This is a genomic window from Paraburkholderia sp. LEh10 (assembly GCF_017814945.1).
Taxonomy (GTDB): Bacteria; Pseudomonadota; Gammaproteobacteria; order Burkholderiales; family Burkholderiaceae; genus Paraburkholderia.
The window spans coordinates 25,381-44,345 of the sequence record NZ_JAGIPX010000049.1; the positions used below are offsets into that span (position 1 = coordinate 25,381).

Genomic DNA, 18,965 nt, shown 5'->3' on the forward strand with positions numbered 1-18,965 from the left:
GCGCGTTAGCGTCCAGGCAGCGAGGGCGGGTCAAGGCGCTTGAACCGGGCCCACAGTGCCTTCATCGCATCGTGATCCTGTATCGCGCGTGATGCAAAGTAGCCCCGTGCAAAGCCTGCGCCCAATGCAGCATCGGGCTTATCGGATGCGAGTGATCTGAGCAAGCCGTCCGCAACGACAATATCATTGCGCCAGCCGAGATCGTCCTGGAGTTTGCTGAGTGCGTTGATATAGCGCTTGACATCACGTTTGTCGAAAAGCGACGCAAAAAACTCGGTCGCATAGCGAAGCTTCTTCGCAGCGATACGCGCACGATGTCGAGTTTCGTCGTCCAGTTCGGCGAGGCCCCGGCCACGCTTAAGCAATTTTCTGTGGCGACGGGACAGCGTCGCATTGGCGAACTCCGAAATGGATCGCTGGCAGCGTGCACGTTCCTTATCGGTTTGTCCTTTGCGCCATCCCATCGATTCAATCCAGAGCGTGAACTGCAACACCAGTCTCGTATAGCGCACGGAGTCCACCGCGGCCGCGGCTGTCTTGCGATTCTCTGTTGCGCGACCTTTCGCTGCTTCACGGGTCGCACGCACATCGTCACCGTCTCTTGCGGACGCAAACGCCTGCTCCAGCGTAGGCCCCGCCAGCACCTCCCAGTCACGTGCGCCGCCAAGTTCACCCGCGATCCATCTGAGATCCTTGTCGAAATGGGCGGGCGCGGAGATGACATCCGCGAACATGTCGAGCGCGGAGCGCAACCTGCGAAGCCCGACCCGCATCTGATGCACGCTTGATGGATCGTGTCCCGACACGACCCCACGTTCATTACCGTGGATCTGGGCGAGACAGTTCTTCGCGATGTGCTGGAAGGTCTCTTCCACGGTGTAACGCCTCTTGAGTTTGAGCGGCTGCGCCCGAACCGGGGCGCGGTGTTCCTGTACGAGCAGTTCGTACCCCCGATCGCCTTTGCTCATGTAGTCGATGCGAAGTGGTGTGGTTTCCAGCAAGGCGAGCGCCAGTTCGTAAAGCTGCTCCGGCGCGCCGTTTTTGAGTTCCAGCTCCACGGCGTGAATGGAAGTCGAGCTTGTCTGCGTTTCGATGACCCCGTCGTCCGCTGCCAATTCAACTTCTGCGTTGTCCGCGAGGCGAAGCACGGCCGTTGTGCGCTTGACCCGGGTCACAAAAAGCGGCTGAAGCTGCGATGCGAGTCCTTCCGTCTGCAGGAGCTTCACTTCCTTCCCGTCCTCGGGAAGCAATTGCTGGAGTGATCCGAGCTCCGGGGAGTCACCCCGTACCGGGCCCTCGAATTCATCACGTTCGAACAGTCCCGCCTCAGGTGCGCCATCGAACTTGAGCGTCTGCAAGCGCCTGTCGCCCGCCACGCGGACTCGCAATGATGCGCCGCGTTTATGCAAGCTCAGATCCGGCGTATCGAAGTATGTGCTTGTCAGCTCGTCGGTCCTCGCCGGATCGACCAGCAGACGACTGATGGCGGGAGCGTGTAAAACCTGGCTGGCGTTGCCAGCGGAAGCCAGCAGCTTCAGTTCGCTTTCCATTGCGCCTCCATTGAGCACAGGGATGATTGCGGCTCCTCCTTCAACCAGCATGAAACGTACTCAGGCAACACCTATTTCGATCGCAGCTGGTGCATTGCACAATTCTTGCTCGACGAACCTCTGCGCCAAAACCATTTTGACGACAACGGAGTGCTGCCGAACATGAACGACGCCGAAATTGCCATGACGTTACTGAACAGATGGGAGCGGGACACTCGTTCCTGTAGAACGACCTCAGTCGTTGACCGTCTCCGTGAGGGCGGTCTGCGTGTTGTCCATCGGCGCGGTGTTGTCGACGATGTCGAAGTCGACTGCCGGACGTTCGACGACGGCTCGTGCGCATTGCGGCTAAGCCACGCCAGACAAGGATGGCGTGTGTCTCCTTGGAAAGCGGTCTCTCCTGGCGTTACAGCGGACTGCGCGTAACCGGAGAACCTCTGATACCAGACGCGAACACGGGGCCTCAAGGCGGTCCGTGCAATCGTTGCCTCGGCCCAAAGCAAACTCGATCTGTGCCGGTTCAACGCAGAGGCTCATTCATTAGATCCCGAATGGCTCGGCGCGCGAGGCAGTCGCGCAGCGAACGCGACGTATCGGCCCCGAATATTGATGTTGCAACGCGGCGAAAACCCGCCTATAACCATCTGCATGGATGGTGTGAGGATGGAGAAATGAAAAAGCTGATAGCGCCGGGAATGGATCGTCCGAAGGGCGGCGACTCGGAAAAGATCACGATCAACCTGGGTCCAGTTGATCTCGGGCAGATCGACCTTCTGGTACAGGAAGGTTTTTATGCAAACCGGACCGACCTGATCCGAACTGCTATTCGCAACCAGCTTGCACTCCACGCGCAGGTCGTTCAGGACACGGTGACACGCCGCGCGCTCGTGCTCGGACTGCAACACTTCTCCAGACAGGATCTCGAGGCAGTGCGTGCCGCGCGCCAGCGGCTAACCATCCAGGTGCTCGGACTCGCCAGCATTGCCAGCGACGTCACGGCGGACCTTGCGCTCGCGACAATCGAAAGCGTCCAGGTGCTGGGCGCATTCCACGCTTCACCCGCCGTCAAGGCGGCACTCGCCGACAGAATCCACTAGCCACACGATGCTCAACTCAATCCGCTAATCGGACACAGACGATGAAACTCGATGAAAATTTTCTAGGCTCAATGCGCGAAGCGATGAACTTATTGCGTACCCGCGGTCCCGCCGAAGCGACAAAAGTGATCCAACGCGTGCTGCGTGGCAGCGCCGTTGATGGCGGGAGCGAAACCGTGTCACGACACGAGGCGCCAGTTTTCCCGTTCGCGAGGAATGGGGAGCGACACGTCGCACCGCACACAGTGCGAGACGGCAACGTGGACGCCGACGTCGAAGATCGGGGGCATTTCAGCACGCACGCGTATTCGAATGCGGCAGGCTCGCGGCAGTATCGTCTGTATGTGCCGGCGCGCGCAGTGGGCGAACCGCTGCCACTGATTGTGATGCTGCACGGCTGCACGCAGAACGCCGACGATTTTGCCGCGGGGACACAGATGAACGCACTCGCCGAGCGACATCGATGTCTTGTCGCCTATCCGGTGCAGCCAGAGCACGCCAACCCGTCGAAGTGCTGGAACTGGTTCAAGCCCGCCGATCAGCATCGCGAGCGTGGTGAGCCTTCGCTGATCGCAGGCATCACGCGCGACATCATCGCGGCCCACAATGCCGATCCGGCGCGCGTGTACATTGCAGGCATGTCTGCGGGCGGAGCCATGGCGGCGATCATGATCGCCACGTATCCTGAACTGTACGCGGCGGCTGGCGTCCATTCCGGTCTGCCCGCAGGGTGCGCGCACGATCTGCCTTCCGCGCTCGCGGCCATGAAAGGGGGCAGGCGTCATGGCAAGCGACATCACGCGCAGGGCGATCGCCGCGCACCGCGACGGCCACTAATCGTCTTTCACGGCGACGCCGACGCTACGGTTCACATCGCTAACGCCACGCAGTTGGTGCAGGGCTTCGAACCGCGGCGCGGCGGCGATGGACCGCGTCGCGTCGAAACGAGCCGACGTTCCTGCACCGTCGCGACGCTCGTTTCTCCCGACGGCATCGACGCAGAACTATGGACTGTTCATGGCGCACCTCATGCATGGTCAGGCGGCGATACACGCGGCAGTTATACCGATCCCACCGGCCCGGACGCGAGCGCGGAAATGCTGCGATTCTTTCTTGAGCATCCGAAAAAGGGCTGAGATGCAAGCGCAAAACAAAGCGCCTTTTGCGCTGGACGAATCTGGGTCCGTCGTTGCCTCAAACCGACTCAACGTCTTAAGACGCTTTGAAAAAGACGATGTTGCTCTCTACTGCATTCTGTTACTGTTGTACTTCCTCTATTGCGTCGTCACCTGATATTGAAGAGCCGTACGCGCAACAGTCCCCGAAAGCAGCGAACTTCGTCGGCGTCGGCCCTTTAGTGTCGCGATACTCAATTTTGTTTGGCGCGACGGAAATGTATTCACGCACCCTTGCGACGATGGGAGGATTGGCATCAATACGGCGCAGGTGTGCTGCGTGCCGCGCGGCGACCAGATTTGCGCGTGATGCGGCCATCTGCTCCAGCACTGACGCCTCGGCCCTGGCAAGCGCGCTAGCTTTAGAGATCATTTCAACGTCTCCCTGGCCACGCGGAGGTCTTCGCGGATCTCGTGATGAAGCACATGGAACGAGCGCGCCGGCTTCTGCGAGCGAACGGCAATGAGGGAAATAATGCAAAGCAGGAGCCACGCGCCCGCGCTAGCCCAGGACACCTGCACGAAGTAGGGTGTCGTCAGCGCCGTTGCAAGCACTGCGATGCAAGAGAACGACAGCGCGAACAGCGACCGCGAGCGCGACGAGCGCGATGACTTCACGCGCAAGCTGCATTCGCGCCTGCGCCAGTTCGATGGAAACAAGTTCACCGTAGTCGCTCATTCGCTCCATATAGAAGCGGCCCACGGCGCTCCACCGATTCACTTTTGACTGGATCGACATCGTACCGCTCCGTCGAACAGGAACGAGGCTGAGCAGTCGCCTGAAGCATCATGGATAAGCCTGACGGCGGGAGGCCCAAAGCGCGCCAACAAGGAAGCCAATCGCGCTGGCGCCTGCCAGCACCGCCAGCGGATTTGACGTCATTGTGTTCGCGGGCCAGCTCGCTGGCGTCCGCGTAGAGCTGTTGTGCCTTTCCGCGCAGCTCATCGGCTGAACCTTCAAGCTGCAGCCTCGTGTCTCCGACTATCGAGCCGACAGCATCCTTCACGTTTCCCGCCGTTTCGCGGAGGGTGCCTTCCGTCTTCGTGGTTTCCTTCGTGGTTTCCATCGTGGTTTCCATTTGTCACTCCAGTTAGCCGCGACGTATTCCCGCGCGGACGCGGCCGGTAATCGTTCAATCTTTTGCCCGTGCAACCTTCTGTCGGCGGGATCGACCTCTGGCATCGCCGATAGCGCAAGCGCCGGACCCGAGCGACACGCAGCGCCTGACACCACATTAACCAGCACAATGCCGCGCCCGGTTTCTCTGGAATACCCATTGCTCTCGTTTCGCAACGGGCGTCTCACGCCCGACCACTCGCAGCATTTTCCATGGAGAAAAGCATGAGTTTCATGGGGCCATGAGTTCATGGGCGAGGTAGTCGAGGTCGGTAAAGAAGCGGAACCTGGGCGACCGCGTGGTTGTGCCGTTCACCATCTTCTACGGCGATTGTGGGCAGTGCAGACGCGGCAACTTCTTGCTTTGCGAGCGTAGTAATCGAAACCGGGAATGTCATTACACATCCAGTGCCGCTGCGGGACGGGCCGGGTGTGTACAAGACGTTCCGCGAAAAGGCAGACGGCTGCCGCAAGGTGGCATTGAAACCGTGAGAAGCGGGGCAGTCGCGGTCGGACCGGCTCCTCATGGTCTGGAAGTCAGCGTCGCTGACTGTTGATAGTGAAGTTCCATCTGAAGGGAGTGCAAAATGGCACAACGTAAGACGGTAGACGATCTTTTTGTCCATATGCTGTCGGACATTTACAGCGCGGAGAAGCAGTTGACCAGAGCGCTCGCGAAGCTGTCGCGCGCCGCATCCAATCCAGAACTGAGCGATGCGTTCAAGACACATCTGGAAGAGACGCAAGGCCAGGTCGAGCGTATCGATCAGGTCGTCGACGTGTGCGGCATCAAGCTTAAGCGCATGAAGTGCGTCGCGATGGAAGGTCTGATTGAAGAAGGTGACGAACTCATCGACGAAATTGAAAAAGGCGCAGTACTCGATGCCGGCCTGGTCGCTGCCGCACAGAAAGTCGAACACTATGAAATCGCAGCCTACGGCAGCCTGTGTGCGCTGGGTAAGCAGTTGGGCTTCACGGAAGGCGTGAAACTGCTGAACGAAACGCTCGAAGAGGAAAAGGCCACCGATCTGAAGCTCACACAGTTCGCCGAGAAAGCGGGCAATGTGAAAGCGAAGGCTGCCTGACTCACGCGACGCCGTCGGGCCGCTGCCTACGCAGACGGCAACGCAGATTGGTCTGGGTACAGCCGGCATGTTTCGGCAACTGGCTGATCGCAACCAACGGGTCGACGCTGGCGTGACGCGCGCTGCGTCGACTCACTGCTCCCGACAGCTTCTGCACAAGGTGTCCCGTCCCATTCATAGCGATACGGGACTTCGATAAAAGTACCTCAGTTGCCAGCGCCATGTCCGAGCGTATGAAATCCTGTTCGAACGCCGACGCCGTCGAATTGGCCGCGCCGAGCTTGCCGGACGCATACCGGTCCGTTGCCATACCTGCAGGCCGGGTGGGCTGGCAGCGCTTTCTGGCCTTCATGGGGCCGGGTTATATGGTCTCTGTCGGCTACATGGACCCAGGGAACTGGGCAACCGACATTGCCGGCGGATCGCGGTTCGGCTACACGCTGCTTGCCGTTATCCTGCTGTCCAACCTGATGGCCATATTGCTACAGGCGCTGTCGGTACGCCTGGGGATCGCCACAGGGCTGGACCTTGCACAGGCCTGCCGCGCGCGCTACCCAAAGGTACTCAGCATTACGCTCTGGATTGCCTGCGAGTTGGCCATCGTTGCCTGCGACCTCGCGGAGGTGATCGGCACGGCGATCGCATTGCAGCTGCTCTTTGGCATTCCGCTGATCGGCGGCGCAATACTCACCGCGCTCGATGCCTTTCTGGTGCTGCTTCTCATGAACCGAGGCTTTCGCTTTCTCGAAGCGTTTGTCATTGCGTTACTGATCCTGATCGCCGGTTGCTTCATCGTGCAGATCGTGGCCGCCGCGCCACCCGTGGCTGCCGTGCTGCGCGGCTTCATACCGTCGTCCGACATCGTCACGAACCGGGAAGTTCTTTACGTGGCGATCGGCATCATTGGGGCGACCGTCATGCCGCACAACCTCTACCTGCATTCTTCTGTAGTGCAAACGCGCGCTTATCCGAAGACTTGCGACGGTCGGCGCGACGCGATCCGCTGGGCCACCATGGATAGTACGCTTGCGTTGGTGCTGGCGCTTTTCGTTAATGCGGCGATCCTGATTGTCGCTGCCGCAACTTTTCACGACACAGGCCACACGAATGTTTCCGAAATCGGCGACGCATTCCGTCTGCTGTCGCCGCTGCTCGGTGTCGCCATTGCCTCCACCCTGTTCGCACTCGCCCTGCTCGCATCGGGATTGAACTCGACCGTGACCGCGACATTGGCGGGGCAGATTGTCATGGAGGGCTTCGTGCAATTGCGTATGCCGGCGTGGGCGCGGCGGCTCATCACGCGCGGCCTCGCGATCGTGCCGGTGGTCGTGGTCACTGCTCTCTATGGCCAGCGCGGTACGGCGCATCTGCTGGTGTTAAGCCAGGTGATCCTGTCAATGCAGCTGCCGTTTGCGGTGATCCCGCTCGCGCAATTCGTCTCCGATCGGCGACTGATGGGCTCCTTTGTCATCGGCCGGCGGACAAAACTGCTGACGTGGGCCGTCGCGAGCCTGATCGTTGTTCTCAACGGGAAGCTGCTGATTGACATGATTGCAAAATGACCGATCGGCCTGGAGGAAAACATCAGCATAGCGAGGCAGGTGTGTCGTTTCCCGGCACCCGCGGCTTGGAGCTAGCAACGGCGCAATCGTGCAGGGCCGGCCTGATCGCATCGTGCCTGGCCGAGGTGCCGGGCAGTGGAGCAAGTCTGGACGTCGGCTTTGTCACCTATTCGCCATCTGGAACGTGAGTGGCGCGTCGCGTTTCTCAGCGACTATCTGTTTGCAAATGGACTGTTCTGCATTCGACAGCGCGCCGACGATCGGTGGCCTCCCTCAGGGTCCGCATCGTATCAACGCCGCCATCACTTTTTCGCTGGCAGACCGGGGGGAGCCGTTGCCATTTTAGACTCGTCATCATCATAAGAAGCGACGCCGCTCAGTGCGGCGACGACTTCCGCTCCAAGAAGGAAAACGGCGGCGCAGAAATACAACCACATCATCAGCACTGCGAGCGATCCGGCGGCTCCGAACGAGCCAGCGGTGCCCGCGTGAGCCAGATAAAGGCCAAAGAGGTGACGGCCCAGCGTGAACAGTACCGATGCAACCAGCCCGCCAATCAGCGCCGGGCGGATGGCGACATGTACGTCTGGCAGCCATTTGATCAATGCGCCCAGCCCGATGGTCAGGATCAAGAGCCCAAGCAGCGATTGGGCTACTTCCGCAAATACGGTGAGGGCAGTGCTGCCGAAGATAGCATGGCCGACCGTCTGTATCGCAGCGTCGAGTACAAGCGAGACGACCAGCAGAAAGGCCAGGCCCATCACGAGACCGAGCGAGACAAGACGGGCGCGCAACAGTAGCGCTACGCCAGCGATGCCCTTCGGAGACCTCGCATGGAACACCACGTCCAGTGCTGTATTGAGCGACGAAAATGTGGCGGAGGCGCCGACGGCGAGTAGCACGATCGATATCAACGCGGCAAAGCCGCCTTTGCCGGAGAAGTGCGCGTTCTCAACGATAGCCTGGATCGCGCTGGCCGCATCGGCACCCAGTATGCCTTTGACCTGCGTGAAGAGCCGGCCCTGAGCGGCGTCGCGCCCGAAAAACCAGCCGGCCACGGCAAGCACGATCACGAGAGTCGGCGCGAGAGAAAACGCCGAATAGAAGGCGATGCTTGCACCCATCATCGTGCAGCGGTCGCTGGAGAAACGCGCCACGATCTGTTTGGCCAATGCACCGAGGCCGCGGGTCCTGCCGGGCGACTGTCTCGAATGGTGGTGCAACGATTTTGAACCGGTCGATCGCATATTCAGCTCCCTGACGCCTGGTCGGAGATGAGCTGAATAGAGCAACGGCTGTGCCTCTGCGGCTGGTCCTGCACGCGCACGGCCTTCTTGTCAACGGAAGCGGCATGTATCGAGCTCGCGCGACAGACGAACTGCTGTCGTGCGGCACGCCGGCTCATATGCCCGAGACGAGCGGGAGCCGGCGCAAACAAGAGCAAAATTCGCCGAGGCATGCGACTTGCGGAGATGTGGGCTGCCAACGCGTTTGGTATGCAAGTCACGCCATGCTTTCGCGAACAGTACGCATGTTTTTATTCAATGCGGGTACCAGTGAGTTGCTCGCTGAGTTGCCAAAGACGTCCAGCGGCGACCCGGTCCGTCGCGCGCGGGCGCACGCCCACCAACTCGGTCGAGTCGTCGGAGGATAGCAAGGGCGCGATTTCGCAATCGGCGCAGTAGACGCCTCCCATACCGTCGAGCCTGGCGCTCGTCGCGCACCATACCGTCGTGGCTGCGCCCTGTTGCGGTGTCTTCTTGTTGTTCAGCGGATCGATGATGGGCACGCCCGCCTTGTCGATGATCTCGCTGGCGTCGATCTGAGCCTGGGACATGTGTCGAATGAGGTCCGTCACGATGCCTCCGGGGTGCACGGAGAACGCACGAACGCCTTGACGTCGCCCGATCGAGTCCAGCGCGACAGCGAACAACGCGTTTGCGGTTTTGGATTGACCATAGGCAATCCAGGGGTCGTACTCCCGCGTCTCGAAGTTGGGGTCATGGAAGTCGATCCCGGCGCGCCGGTGCCCGTAGGAACTGAGCGCGATGACGCGTGCCCCCGGTGCACGACGCAGAGCAGGCCAGAGTCGGCAAGTCAGATGGAAGTGGCCGAGATGGTTCGCGGCGAATTGAGATTCGTAACCTCGCGTATCCCGTGTAAGCGGAGGTGCCATCACGCCCGCGTTGTTGACAAAGATATCGATCGAATCGGTATTTCCGAGAACATGCTCCGCATATCTATCGATCGACGTCGGATCGAGAAGATCCATCTTGTCCAGAATTACGCCGGGAATATCGCGAAGCGCTTCCTTCGCCTTGATCATGTCGCGAGCGGGCACGAATACCGTCGCACCGGCTGATCGGAAAGCACGGACCGTTTCAACGCCAATTCCTGAATACCCACCCGTGACGACGATGCGCTTGCCAGTCAGGTCGATGCCTGCAATGACGTCGGCAGCAGTCGAAGCCGGGCCGAACCCGGAACCGATGGGGGCCTGCAAGGTTGTCATGTTGTCACTCCGTCTTGATGAAGGGAGGACTGTATCGGGCTGCGTCCGTACCAGGAATGCTTGAAAGGACGTGTTTTATGCGCGATAGTCCGAAGATGGAAACGGACCTTCTCTCAGACCTGCTCAACCTCGTGCGTGCACGGTGTAGTCTCTCCGGGCGGCTCACCGCCGGTGGAAGCTGGGGGCGCCGCTTTGACAATCTCAATGCCGTAAAATTTTGCGCTGCTGTCGAAGGAAGCTGCTGGTTCTTCATGGAGGGTATGGCGAGCCCCTTGCCGTTCGAGCGCGGCGGCATTCTCGTCATGAATGGCTCCCGTGCGCTAGTTCTGGCGAGTGAACCGGATCGCACCGCGGATGCGGTCATGACGCCGCTCGCTGCGGAAGGGAACAGCAATTATCGACTTGGCGAGGGCAACGACTTCGTGATGTTGGGCGGTATGGTGCAGATCGACAAAGGTCATCAGGCTCTGCTGCTCGGCGGCCTTCCGCCATTCATTCATGTAAGTGGCGCTCAACGGCAGGCTGCAAGCATTGCCTGGCTACTCGAACAGATCGTCCGCGAGATGGAACCGCCAATGCACCCCGGCCGCAACATCATCCTGGCGGAGCTTGCACAGCTTCTTTTTGTGCAGACGCTGAGGGCCTATGTGATGCAGTCGCCGACGAGCGACGGCGGCTGGCTAAATGCCCTGGGTGATCGACGGCTTGCTCCCGTGCTTGCCGCGATGCATGCGCGTCCCAGTCGCGCCTGGAATCTCGAGGATCTGGCCAGAGAATCCGGCATGTCACGCACGACTTTTGTCACCCATTTTCGCGAGGTGATGGGCATGCCGCCACTCACTTACCTGACCAACTGGCGCATGCGTCTCGCGCAGCGAGAATTGAGCGCAGGCGCATCGGTCGCGCAGGTCGCGCAAGCAATTGGCTACACGTCCGAAAGTGCGTTCGCCCATGCATTTAAGCGCGTAACGGGGGCAGCACCCGGGACATACCGCAAGACCTTCGAGGCACGGCGATCAGTGCGTCTACACGCCACAGTCGACGACGAGGCGGCAACAGCGTTCTAACGGCCGCATCGCTACACGAGCATGCTGCCCTCGCGGGAATAGGGGGCGATCTGACACACGCCCGCGATCGGGCACGCATGTGCGTGTTCACCCCTGTCCGCCTGATTGACTCAATATGCGGGACGACCCGAATTGCCGGACCGCAGAGCATCCCCTACGATCGACTCCCCGCGTCACTTGTAGCGGATGCGCTACCGGCAATGCACGTCAAAAGCGAGCAGTACAGCCGGCGCGATTGATACAGCACCTACTCGAGCTATCAGGAGACAAGCATGCTTAGCGCCCGTGAATTTGCGACATCGATGCTGGTGTGTGATTCCGCCGACCACATTGCTGAACGCAAAGAGCTGGATGCGTTGCTTGAGCGGCAGCTTGTCGCCATGGAAAAACTCGCTGTACCGTCGCATGTTACGCACGACGACGATGTACTCCTGTGTACCCACACGCGCATTCACTGACGCATCGAAACCTGCGGAACGTAGCGGGCTTGTATGCGTGCCCTAATATGCGTGCCCGTATCTTCCGCCCGATCGATAGCGACCTGGTCGACAACGCGTTAGCGGAAGGCGAAGTCGCCTTCACGTTCCTGAGTAGCCGTCGACGCACGCTTCGAACATCCCGATCAGAAACAGGAGCTTCCGCCCGTCGCCTCGCGCGACATCGCAGGCATGCGTGCCCGTCCGACACATGGACAAGTCAATAGCGAGACTGATACGTCGTTTCGGCGGATAATCGTTGTGCACCTGAACTCAGCGTTACTGCTATGAGTGAAGTCAATCCTCCTCATGTTCTCGTGGTTGATGACGATCCGGCGATCCGCGAACTGATTGCCGGATACATGCACGACAACGACATACGCGTGACCGCGGCCGGGAACGGAAACGAAATGACGGCGGCACTTAACGAGTTCGCGATTGATCTGATCATTCTCGATTTGCGCATGCCCGGCGAGGACGGCATGCAGATCGCTCGCCGCATCCGCGAACAGTCTTCGCTTCCCATCATTATCGTTTCAGGACGACGCGACGAAGCCGATCGTGTGATGGCACTCGAACTGGGTGCCGATGACTACATGACCAAGCCATTCAGTTCGCGAGAGCTTCTTGCCCGGGTGAGGGCGCTTCTGCGACGTGCCGCCGCGTTCAGCGCCGGTGCGGGCACGGGCCGCCAGTCGGACGCCCGCGCGTACCGCTTCGACGGCTGGGAACTCAATATCGGTTCACGGCGGCTCACTTCGCCAGCGGGTGAGCGCGTGTCGCTAACCAACGGGGAGTTTTCACTGCTCAATGCATTTCTCGCGTCGCCGGGACGGATACTCACGCGGGAGCAACTGCTCGAGTCGAGTCGTCTCTATGACGATGTGTACGATCGCTCGATTGACGTGCAGATCCTGCGATTGCGGCGCAAGATCGAGCCGGACCCATCGCATCCGAGGTACATCAAGACTGAACGCGGAGCGGGGTACGTGTTTGCAATGTCGGTAGAAAAACTCGACTCGGCCGCGACGTGGGGCGGCGAGGCCGCGCAACCCGGCTGACGGACAGCTCGCGTTTGCGTGGAAGCTTTTACGGGCAATCTTGCGCCGCGCCTGTCAGTTCCGTGACCACGTCAATTAACCGATCCATGCGCAACGGCTTCGGCAGCGTTCGATCGACACCCAGCTCAGCCGCCAGCGCGCCGCGCGCCGGGGTACTCGCGGGAAAGTACCCTGAAATAGCGACAAGCGTCGAAGACGGAAACTGTTTGCGCAGCATCTCGATGAGGTCGACGCGAGTCGACTTGGGGGAATTGATCGCTACGACGATGGCATCGGCTTTCATCGCCGTAAGGTGGCAGGCGGTTTTCACGGTGGTCGCGTTTACCCGAAAGCCGGCATCCGCGAGCGAACTCGATATCAGCTCGCGCATCGACGCGTCGTCTTCAACAACCAGAATGTCCCGTCGGCGTGTCATCGCTGTAACTCTCCCGAAGAAATGGTGATGTGACGCGCGGCCAGACGGCAACGCCGATTGCGTCTGCGCTTTGCTCAGTGAGCGAGCGCAAGATCTGGTGTCAGATAGCGGCGGCCCGCGCCGGCCAGGACCGGCTCCACGATCGATCGCCCGTTCAGGGCAGATAGCTGCGCATGATTGCGCTCGAGCGCCAGTGGCACGTAAGTACGTAGCAAATCAAGCCACGTCCTCGTTCTTGCATCGACGAACCGGCGTGAAGGATACACGGCGCAGATCTCTCTCAATCCGACCGTGTGGTCCGGCAACACACGCGCCAGCGAACCGTCGTTCAGCCCGGCCAACGCTGCATGAACGGGTAGCGCACCAATGCCGATTCCCTGGCGGATGGTGGCTGCAAGGGCTTCTGCGTTGTCCAGCTGCAGGGCGCTGTCGATAGTCAGCCGCTCGTTCCCGTGCGGCCCATCGAAGTGCCATTCCCGTTGCGCAAACGTGGGCGTGCTCAGCGTCAGGCACTCGTGCGCCCGCAGGTCGGCCGGTTCTGTCGGCACGCCATGCGTAGACAGATAAGCGGGCGACGCACACAGAACATCGAACGTTGAACCGAGCCGGACCTGAACGGCGTCGGAATCGGGCAACGACGAGACCGCGAGGATCGACGAATCACAAGAGCCGTCAAGCAGATCTGGAATGTCTTGCGAGAGTCGCAGCTCGATCTTGACGTCCGGGTAGCGCCGTCGATACTCGGAGATGGCTGGAACCACATAATGCTGGCCAAAGCTGGCGAAGCTGTGGATGCGTAGAACCCCGGACGGCGAAACGCGTGAACGCGCTATATCCTCTTCGGCTTTCGCAATATCCGCCAGGATTTCCCGGCACCGTTCGAGGTACTCGGCGCCCGCGGCCGTCAGCGCGATGCGGCGCGTCGTCCGATTTAGCAGGCGGATACGAAGATGTGCCTCCAGCTCGGTCATTGCGCGTGAGGCCGACCCTGGACTGATGCCGAGCGACTCGGCTGCTGCAGTGAAGCTTCGTGCGTCGACGACGCGGACAAAGATCTGCATGTTCTGCAAAGTGTTCATGCTCGGCCTCATTTACGGTTGGAAGACGTGCGTTCGGTTGGATGACAGGGATGCGACGCCTTGAATGCACAATTTCAAGTCTTATTTCCCGCAATTGCGGGAATGTTTCGTTCGGCTTCGCTGTGCATTTCAATTGAAATCATGCTTCTAGCCGGTGCACACTCCGGCCGATGCCCGTCGCCCGTACACGGCGCATTCCCCTTGCGGAGGGTGGGTATTCTGTGTTAAACGGGGATCGTTTTCCGCGCGCAGTCGACAGTCGAGCATTCTCATGCGTGGTTTCTTCGTGACCATCCGGAACTGGCGAACGATGACCTGGCCTCGCTCGGAGCGCGCCGTTGCGATAGGCGCGACGCTTGTCGTATTGCTGCTTTGCGTGACTTCGGGATGGGACCAGTGGAGAGCGCGGAATCTGACGCTGGCCGACAACGATCGCGAACTCGCGAGCCTCGCGAGTTCGATTGCCGAGCACACCGCCAGATCGATGCAGGGTGCCCAGCTGATACTGCGCCGCACGGCGATCGACCAGGACGTGATGCGTGCGCGGACTGCGCCGCTTCAGGCCGCCACCTTCTTACGCAAACAGATCGATGGTGCGCCGCAGCTGCGCGAGTTGAGCATTGCGGACGTTACCGGGCAACTGGTGGCGACCTCCGAGAAAAGTGACTACTCCCATGTGAATGTCTTTGCGCGGTCCTACTTCCAGCGTTTGCAGCGTGCAAATGGTGACGCAATAGCGATCAGCGAGCTGGTAGTGAGCCTGCTGGATCATAAGCTCGCGTTGCCCATGGCGTTGCGCCTGCATGACGCATCAGATCGCTTCACCGGGGTCGTCGTCGCTTCGATCGAACTCGGCTATTTCCGGAAGTTTTACGAGCAGATCGACCTGACGCCGGGAACCCGTATCCGTCTTCTAGGTAGCGACGGAGAGCCGATAGCCGGCTACGAGCGCCCGCCCGGCATCGTCGGAAGCGACCTGCGCTCGGTTGTCCACGCCGTCGAGGGCTATCCGTTGAAGATCGAGGTCGCGAGGTCGAACAGTATGATCCTCGCCGCGTGGAAAGCCACGGTTTTCAATGTACTAACCCGGTCGCTTCTGATTTCCGTTTTCATTGCGCTGCTCGCCAGGTTCCTCATCAAGCAGCTTCGCCGCGTTCGACAGATCAATGAAGAGCTGCGCTCGAGCGAGCACCGGTTACGCACCGTGTTCGAGCACGCCCCCATAGGCGTTGTCGTATTGCGTGGCCACCGCTACATCGCCGCCAATCCGGCATTTCAGCAGATGGTCGGATATTCGGAAGCGGAGTTGAAAGAGTTGCATATCGAGGACATCACGTACCCCGACGACGCGTACCTGACCCAACTTCACACCAGTGAACTCATATGTGGCGGCGCCACGAGCGTGCACTTCCAGAAGCGTTATGTCCACCGTGACGGGCACATCGTCTGGACGGACATACGCTCCGCGCGCATCTTTCCGTCACGGCAGGCAGAACACGTGCGCGATGTCGACCAGGAATACATGATGGCAGCCGTCGAAGACATCACGCAGCGGCTCGAGGATGAGCGGCAGCGCGAGCGCCTCGAGCAGCAGTTGCGACAGTCCCAGAAGCTGGAGGCGCTGGGCACCTTCGCCGGCGGTGTCGCCCATGACTTCAACAACATTCTTGGCGCTATTCTCGGGTTTGGCGAACGGGCCTTGTCCCTGCTTGAAGACGGCACCCCGGAGCGCCGCCATGTCGAGCAGGTCATGAAGGCAGGAGAGCGGGCGCGTCTGCTCGTCGAGCGAATTCTCACGTTTAGCCGCAGCGGATCGACCGCGCGTGTGGCCGTCGACGTGCGGTCCGTCGTGTTCGAAGTCATCGGACTTCTGAGGGCGACGCTGCCGGACTGCATCGCGCTAGAGGTGCAACTCGACGATGAAGATCTGTTCGTGCTTGGCGAACCGACGCACCTTCATCAGGTGGTGATGAATCTTTGCAGTAATGCGGTGCGCGCGATGCCGGAAGGGGGCAGGCTTCGGGTCAGTCTGAAGCGCTTGCGGATGGACGCACCGGTTACGCTGTCCCATGGTGCCGCGAGCGAAGGCAACTACGTGCAACTCAGTGTTGCCGATAGTGGGGTGGGTATTCCCCCGGAGGTCCTCGAGCGCATGTTCAATCCATTTTTTACGACCCGCAAGGCGGGCGAAGGTACGGGCTTGGGGCTGTCTCTGGTGGATGGGATCGTCCGCGAGTATGGCGGTGCGATAGACGTAAGAACTGAGGTCGGCAAGGGCACGTGCTTTCTCGTGTATCTGCCGTTGACCGATGCGTTGCCGGCGAGCGCGTCACCAGGCGGCGAGCCATTGCCGCGCGGCAAAGGACAGGTGGTGATGCTGGTCGACGATGAAGAAACGCTGGTCACGCTGGGCGAAGAGGTGCTGGCCGAACTGGATTACGAACCTGTCGGGTTTCAATCGGCTGTCGCAGCATGGCAAGCGTTCCGGGAGGAACCCGAGCGCTTTGATGTCGTCGTGTCAGACCAGACCATGCCAGATATGACCGGCCTCGAACTGGTCCAACGAATCCGCACTCTGCGCCCCGATTTGCCCGTCATCCTGTGCAGCGGGTTCAGTACTGTGGCACTGGAGGAAGCGGCTCGTGAGGCCGGTGTGCTCAGCGTGCTGCACAAGCCGCTTTCGCAAGCCGATCTGGCCAGGGAACTCGAGCGTGTCTTTCATTCCACATCGGCGCATTGACGATCGCCACCGCTCGCCGGGGACGGGCGGGCAACCAGCCCCCTTCGTCAGTCAACTGTTTCTTCAGAGGTGCTCGATTCCTCGTATGCCAGTCAGAACCGGTGCTGGATACCGGCGGTTACAACGGTTTGCGAGTTGCCCGTTGACGGAGCCACTGCCCAGGCTCGACGTTTCGACGCGCACGCGAATGCCGTTGCTTCGACGTGCCGTTGCACAAGGGATCATTACCTTGTGATTTGTGAGTCGAGGAAGGGCCAATGGCCGTCGCGGGTTGCACGACGGCCATTGGCCCGGTTGCGCATCAGATGAGATAGTCGAGATAGTCGCTTCCCAGCGGTGCCATCAGCTTGTGGTTGTCCGAGTAATCGACGGGAATGGCAACTACGGCGGGAACGTCTACGGCCAATGCCGCGCGCAGCGTGTCGCGCAACGTATCAGCGGACGTGACGGCGAAGCCTGCGGCACCGAACGACTCAGCGTAGGCCTTGAAATCAATCGGCCCGAACTCGACGCCCGAGCGACGCTTATACTTTTGAACCTCCTGGATCTCGACCATGTTGTACATGTTGTCGACCCAGATCACATGCACGATGTTGCTCTTGAGGCGAACGGCCGTTTCGAGTTCCATGCTCGACTGCATGAAGCTGCCGTCGCCCGAGACCGAGATCACCTTTTCGCCGGGACGCACGAGCGAGGCGGCGATTGCCCAGGGCAGTGCCACGCCCATCGTCTGCTGGCCATTCGAGATGAGCAGTTGCCGCGCGCGGAAGCTGTACAGGTAACGCGCGATCCAGATATGAAAGCTGCCCATGTCGACGCACAGGGTCGTGTTGGCGTCGACGACATCCTGCAACTCCTTGACGATACGCAACGGATGGACGGGGGAACCGCCGAGCGAGGCCGCCTTGTGCGTCAGTGCGGAGCGCGCCGTCGCGAGCGTCGACAGGATGGCGCTGAGCTCGCGCGAGGGTTGGCGCGCGTGAACTTCTGTTCCGAGCAGCTCGATGGTCTTTGCGATGTCGCCGACGAGTTCGATGGCAGGGCGATAGTGGCGATCGGCATCGGACGGCTGCACGTCCACATGAATCAGCGAACGATGTACGTCCTTGTTCCACAGTGACGGATCGTATTCCACAGGGCTGTAACCGACCGTGACGACGACGTCCGCCTGATCGAGCAGCACGTCGCCGGGCTGGTTGTTCCAGAGGCCGACACGTCCCGCGAAACGCCCGAGATTCGCAGCATCGATCGTACCGGCCGCCTGGTAGGTGCCGACCACGGGAATGCCCGTTTGCTCGACGAAGCGCCGTACCGCCTCGGCATTCTCAGGCCGGCTCGCGAGCAGGCCGACGAGCAGAACAGGGTTACGTGACTTGCCGAGCAGCTTCGCGGCAGCCGAAATCGCCTCTGTTGCCGCGGCGCCCGCAGAAACAGGTGCGAGATCCGCGAGCGGTTCACCCGTTGCCGGAAGATTCGCGACATCCGCGGGAAGGCTGACGAACGCCGCGCCTGGCCGGGGACGTTCCGCCGCACGGAAGGCGTTGCTTACCACTTCGGAGATCGACGACGACGTGACGACCTCGGCCGAATATTTCGTGATCGGCTTGAATAGCGACACAGTGTCCATTGTCTGGTGCACTTGCTTGAGCCGGTCATCGAGTTGTACGGCGCCGCCGATTGCGACCATCGCATCGCCTTCCGAGTTCGCCGTCGCGAGGCCCGTCGTCAGATTCGAGCAGCCAGGACCGGAGGTGACCAGTGCGACGCCCGCCTTGCCGGTCAATCGGCCAACCGCCGCCGCCATGAACGCTGCATTGGCTTCGTGCCGGACGACCACCGTGCTGATCGGCGAGTCCTCAAGGGAGTCGAACACGCGATCGATCTTCGCTCCCGGAATGCCGAACACATGCTTGACGCCCTGCGCTTCGAGATTGCGAACCACCAGGTCCGCACCACAGGTCCACGTCGTATCGACGTTGTATGCCTTCTTCAACATTTTCTACTCCATCCAATTCAATTCATTCAATAC

17 protein-coding genes and 2 pseudogenes are annotated in these 18,965 nt (G+C 60.5%); 10 read left to right on the forward strand and 9 right to left on the reverse strand.

The window, feature by feature from the left end:
* Positions 1–5 precede the first annotated feature (5 nt).
* Positions 6–1,550, reverse strand: a complete 1,545-nt coding sequence (locus J8I87_RS31255) for a CYTH and CHAD domain-containing protein (RefSeq protein ID WP_209936024.1) — start codon at positions 1,548–1,550, stop codon at positions 6–8.
* Between the two features lie 671 nt (positions 1,551–2,221).
* On the opposite strand from J8I87_RS31255, the gene J8I87_RS31260 reads away from it, so the two are divergent.
* Together J8I87_RS31260 and J8I87_RS31265 are read left to right on the forward strand one after the other, a co-directional pair.
* Entirely contained in the window at positions 2,222–2,647 is a 426-nt protein-coding gene (locus J8I87_RS31260; RefSeq protein WP_209936025.1) for a CopG family transcriptional regulator, read from the forward strand.
* Positions 2,648–2,688: 41 nt separating this feature from the next.
* Positions 2,689–3,783, forward strand: a complete 1,095-nt coding sequence (locus tag J8I87_RS31265; RefSeq protein WP_209936026.1) for a PHB depolymerase family esterase — start codon at positions 2,689–2,691, stop codon at positions 3,781–3,783.
* Positions 3,784–3,904: 121 nt separating this feature from the next.
* Here J8I87_RS31265 and J8I87_RS31270 read toward each other — a convergent pair whose 3' ends face one another.
* From J8I87_RS31270 to J8I87_RS31280, 3 genes are all read right to left on the reverse strand, one after another.
* Positions 3,905–4,195 (reverse strand): hypothetical protein, encoded by a 291-nt coding sequence (locus tag J8I87_RS31270; protein ID WP_209936027.1) that lies wholly within the window; start codon positions 4,193–4,195, stop codon positions 3,905–3,907.
* Between the two features lie 129 nt (positions 4,196–4,324).
* Positions 4,325–4,561 (reverse strand): hypothetical protein, encoded by a 237-nt coding sequence (locus J8I87_RS45130; RefSeq protein ID WP_245254300.1) that lies wholly within the window; start codon positions 4,559–4,561, stop codon positions 4,325–4,327.
* Complete coding sequence (locus J8I87_RS31280) at positions 4,485–4,901, reverse strand: CsbD family protein (RefSeq protein ID WP_313066982.1); 417 nt, start codon at positions 4,899–4,901, stop codon at positions 4,485–4,487. The genes J8I87_RS45130 and J8I87_RS31280 overlap by 77 nt, the downstream gene beginning before the upstream one ends.
* A 276-nt stretch (positions 4,902–5,177) precedes the next feature.
* On the opposite strand from J8I87_RS31280, the pseudogene J8I87_RS31285 reads away from it, so the two are divergent.
* From J8I87_RS31285 to J8I87_RS31300, 4 genes and pseudogenes are all read left to right on the forward strand, one after another.
* Positions 5,178–5,331, forward strand: a pseudogene (locus tag J8I87_RS31285) (alcohol dehydrogenase catalytic domain-containing protein); the annotation flags it as partial.
* Between the two features lie 195 nt (positions 5,332–5,526).
* A complete protein-coding gene (locus J8I87_RS31290; RefSeq protein ID WP_209936029.1) occupies positions 5,527–6,024 on the forward strand; it encodes a ferritin-like domain-containing protein in 498 nt (165 codons plus the stop codon).
* 233 nt (positions 6,025–6,257) lie between these two features.
* Positions 6,258–7,586, forward strand: a complete 1,329-nt coding sequence (locus J8I87_RS31295) for an Nramp family divalent metal transporter (protein ID WP_245254294.1) — start codon at positions 6,258–6,260, stop codon at positions 7,584–7,586.
* A pseudogene (locus J8I87_RS31300) lies at positions 7,583–7,768 on the forward strand (CinA family protein); the annotation flags it as partial. The gene J8I87_RS31295 and the pseudogene J8I87_RS31300, both read left to right, overlap by 4 nt.
* 120 nt (positions 7,769–7,888) lie before the next feature.
* On the opposite strand, the gene J8I87_RS31305 reads toward J8I87_RS31300, so the two are convergent.
* Positions 7,889–8,833 (reverse strand): YihY/virulence factor BrkB family protein, encoded by a 945-nt coding sequence (locus J8I87_RS31305; RefSeq protein WP_209936031.1) that lies wholly within the window; start codon positions 8,831–8,833, stop codon positions 7,889–7,891.
* 290 nt (positions 8,834–9,123) lie between these two features.
* Entirely contained in the window at positions 9,124–10,098 is a 975-nt protein-coding gene (locus tag J8I87_RS31310) for an oxidoreductase (protein WP_209936032.1), read from the reverse strand.
* Positions 10,099–10,175: 77 nt separating this feature from the next.
* Here J8I87_RS31310 and J8I87_RS31315 point away from each other — a divergent pair, with 77 nt between their 5' ends.
* The 3 genes from J8I87_RS31315 (at position 10,176) to J8I87_RS31325 (ending at position 12,702) form a co-directional block, all read left to right on the forward strand.
* Positions 10,176–11,165 carry an AraC family transcriptional regulator gene (locus tag J8I87_RS31315; RefSeq protein WP_245254295.1) on the forward strand — a complete coding sequence of 330 codons (990 nt, stop codon included), beginning with the start codon at positions 10,176–10,178 and terminating at the stop codon, positions 11,163–11,165.
* 272 nt (positions 11,166–11,437) lie between these two features.
* Positions 11,438–11,623, forward strand: a complete 186-nt coding sequence (locus J8I87_RS31320; protein ID WP_209936033.1) for a hypothetical protein — start codon at positions 11,438–11,440, stop codon at positions 11,621–11,623.
* A gap of 305 nt (positions 11,624–11,928) precedes the next feature.
* The gene (locus tag J8I87_RS31325; RefSeq protein ID WP_209936035.1) at positions 11,929–12,702 is read left to right on the forward strand and encodes a response regulator transcription factor; all 774 of its coding nucleotides are present in this window, start codon (positions 11,929–11,931) and stop codon (positions 12,700–12,702) included.
* A gap of 28 nt (positions 12,703–12,730) precedes the next feature.
* Here the strand turns inward: J8I87_RS31325 and J8I87_RS31330 are convergent, their stop codons facing one another.
* A complete protein-coding gene (locus J8I87_RS31330) occupies positions 12,731–13,117 on the reverse strand; it encodes a response regulator (RefSeq protein WP_280923116.1) in 387 nt (128 codons plus the stop codon).
* A gap of 74 nt (positions 13,118–13,191) precedes the next feature.
* Positions 13,192–14,196 carry a LysR family transcriptional regulator gene (locus J8I87_RS31335; RefSeq protein WP_209936037.1) on the reverse strand — a complete coding sequence of 335 codons (1,005 nt, stop codon included), beginning with the start codon at positions 14,194–14,196 and terminating at the stop codon, positions 13,192–13,194.
* 271 nt (positions 14,197–14,467) lie between these two features.
* Here J8I87_RS31335 and J8I87_RS31340 point away from each other — a divergent pair, with 271 nt between their 5' ends.
* The gene (locus J8I87_RS31340; protein ID WP_209936038.1) at positions 14,468–16,936 is read left to right on the forward strand and encodes an ATP-binding protein; all 2,469 of its coding nucleotides are present in this window, start codon (positions 14,468–14,470) and stop codon (positions 16,934–16,936) included.
* 301 nt (positions 16,937–17,237) lie between these two features.
* Here the strand turns inward: J8I87_RS31340 and alsS are convergent, their stop codons facing one another.
* Complete coding sequence (alsS, locus tag J8I87_RS31345; RefSeq protein WP_209936039.1) at positions 17,238–18,932, reverse strand: acetolactate synthase AlsS; 1,695 nt, start codon at positions 18,930–18,932, stop codon at positions 17,238–17,240.
* Positions 18,933–18,965 lie beyond the last annotated feature (33 nt).

Coding starts and splice junctions, on each gene's coding strand:
- alsS (WP_209936039.1), bottom strand. CDS start 18,932: ATGTTGAAGAAGGCATACAACGTCGATACGACGTGGACCTGTGGTGCG.
- J8I87_RS31255 (WP_209936024.1), bottom strand. CDS start 1,550: ATGGAAAGCGAACTGAAGCTGCTGGCTTCCGCTGGCAACGCCAGCCAG.
- J8I87_RS31290 (WP_209936029.1), top strand. CDS start 5,527: ATGGCACAACGTAAGACGGTAGACGATCTTTTTGTCCATATGCTGTCG.
- J8I87_RS31340 (WP_209936038.1), top strand. CDS start 14,468: ATGCGTGGTTTCTTCGTGACCATCCGGAACTGGCGAACGATGACCTGG.
- J8I87_RS31310 (WP_209936032.1), bottom strand. CDS start 10,098: ATGACAACCTTGCAGGCCCCCATCGGTTCCGGGTTCGGCCCGGCTTCG.
- J8I87_RS31320 (WP_209936033.1), top strand. CDS start 11,438: ATGCTTAGCGCCCGTGAATTTGCGACATCGATGCTGGTGTGTGATTCC.
- J8I87_RS31295 (WP_245254294.1), top strand. CDS start 6,258: ATGAAATCCTGTTCGAACGCCGACGCCGTCGAATTGGCCGCGCCGAGC.
- J8I87_RS45130 (WP_245254300.1), bottom strand. CDS start 4,561: ATGTCGATCCAGTCAAAAGTGAATCGGTGGAGCGCCGTGGGCCGCTTC.
- J8I87_RS31330 (WP_280923116.1), bottom strand. CDS start 13,117: ATGACACGCCGACGGGACATTCTGGTTGTTGAAGACGACGCGTCGATG.
- J8I87_RS31265 (WP_209936026.1), top strand. CDS start 2,689: ATGAAACTCGATGAAAATTTTCTAGGCTCAATGCGCGAAGCGATGAAC.
- J8I87_RS31315 (WP_245254295.1), top strand. CDS start 10,176: ATGCGCGATAGTCCGAAGATGGAAACGGACCTTCTCTCAGACCTGCTC.
- J8I87_RS31280 (WP_313066982.1), bottom strand. CDS start 4,901: ATGGAAACCACGATGGAAACCACGAAGGAAACCACGAAGACGGAAGGC.
- J8I87_RS31325 (WP_209936035.1), top strand. CDS start 11,929: ATGAGTGAAGTCAATCCTCCTCATGTTCTCGTGGTTGATGACGATCCG.
- J8I87_RS31305 (WP_209936031.1), bottom strand. CDS start 8,833: ATGCGATCGACCGGTTCAAAATCGTTGCACCACCATTCGAGACAGTCG.
- J8I87_RS31260 (WP_209936025.1), top strand. CDS start 2,222: ATGAAAAAGCTGATAGCGCCGGGAATGGATCGTCCGAAGGGCGGCGAC.
- J8I87_RS31270 (WP_209936027.1), bottom strand. CDS start 4,195: ATGATCTCTAAAGCTAGCGCGCTTGCCAGGGCCGAGGCGTCAGTGCTG.
- J8I87_RS31335 (WP_209936037.1), bottom strand. CDS start 14,196: ATGAACACTTTGCAGAACATGCAGATCTTTGTCCGCGTCGTCGACGCA.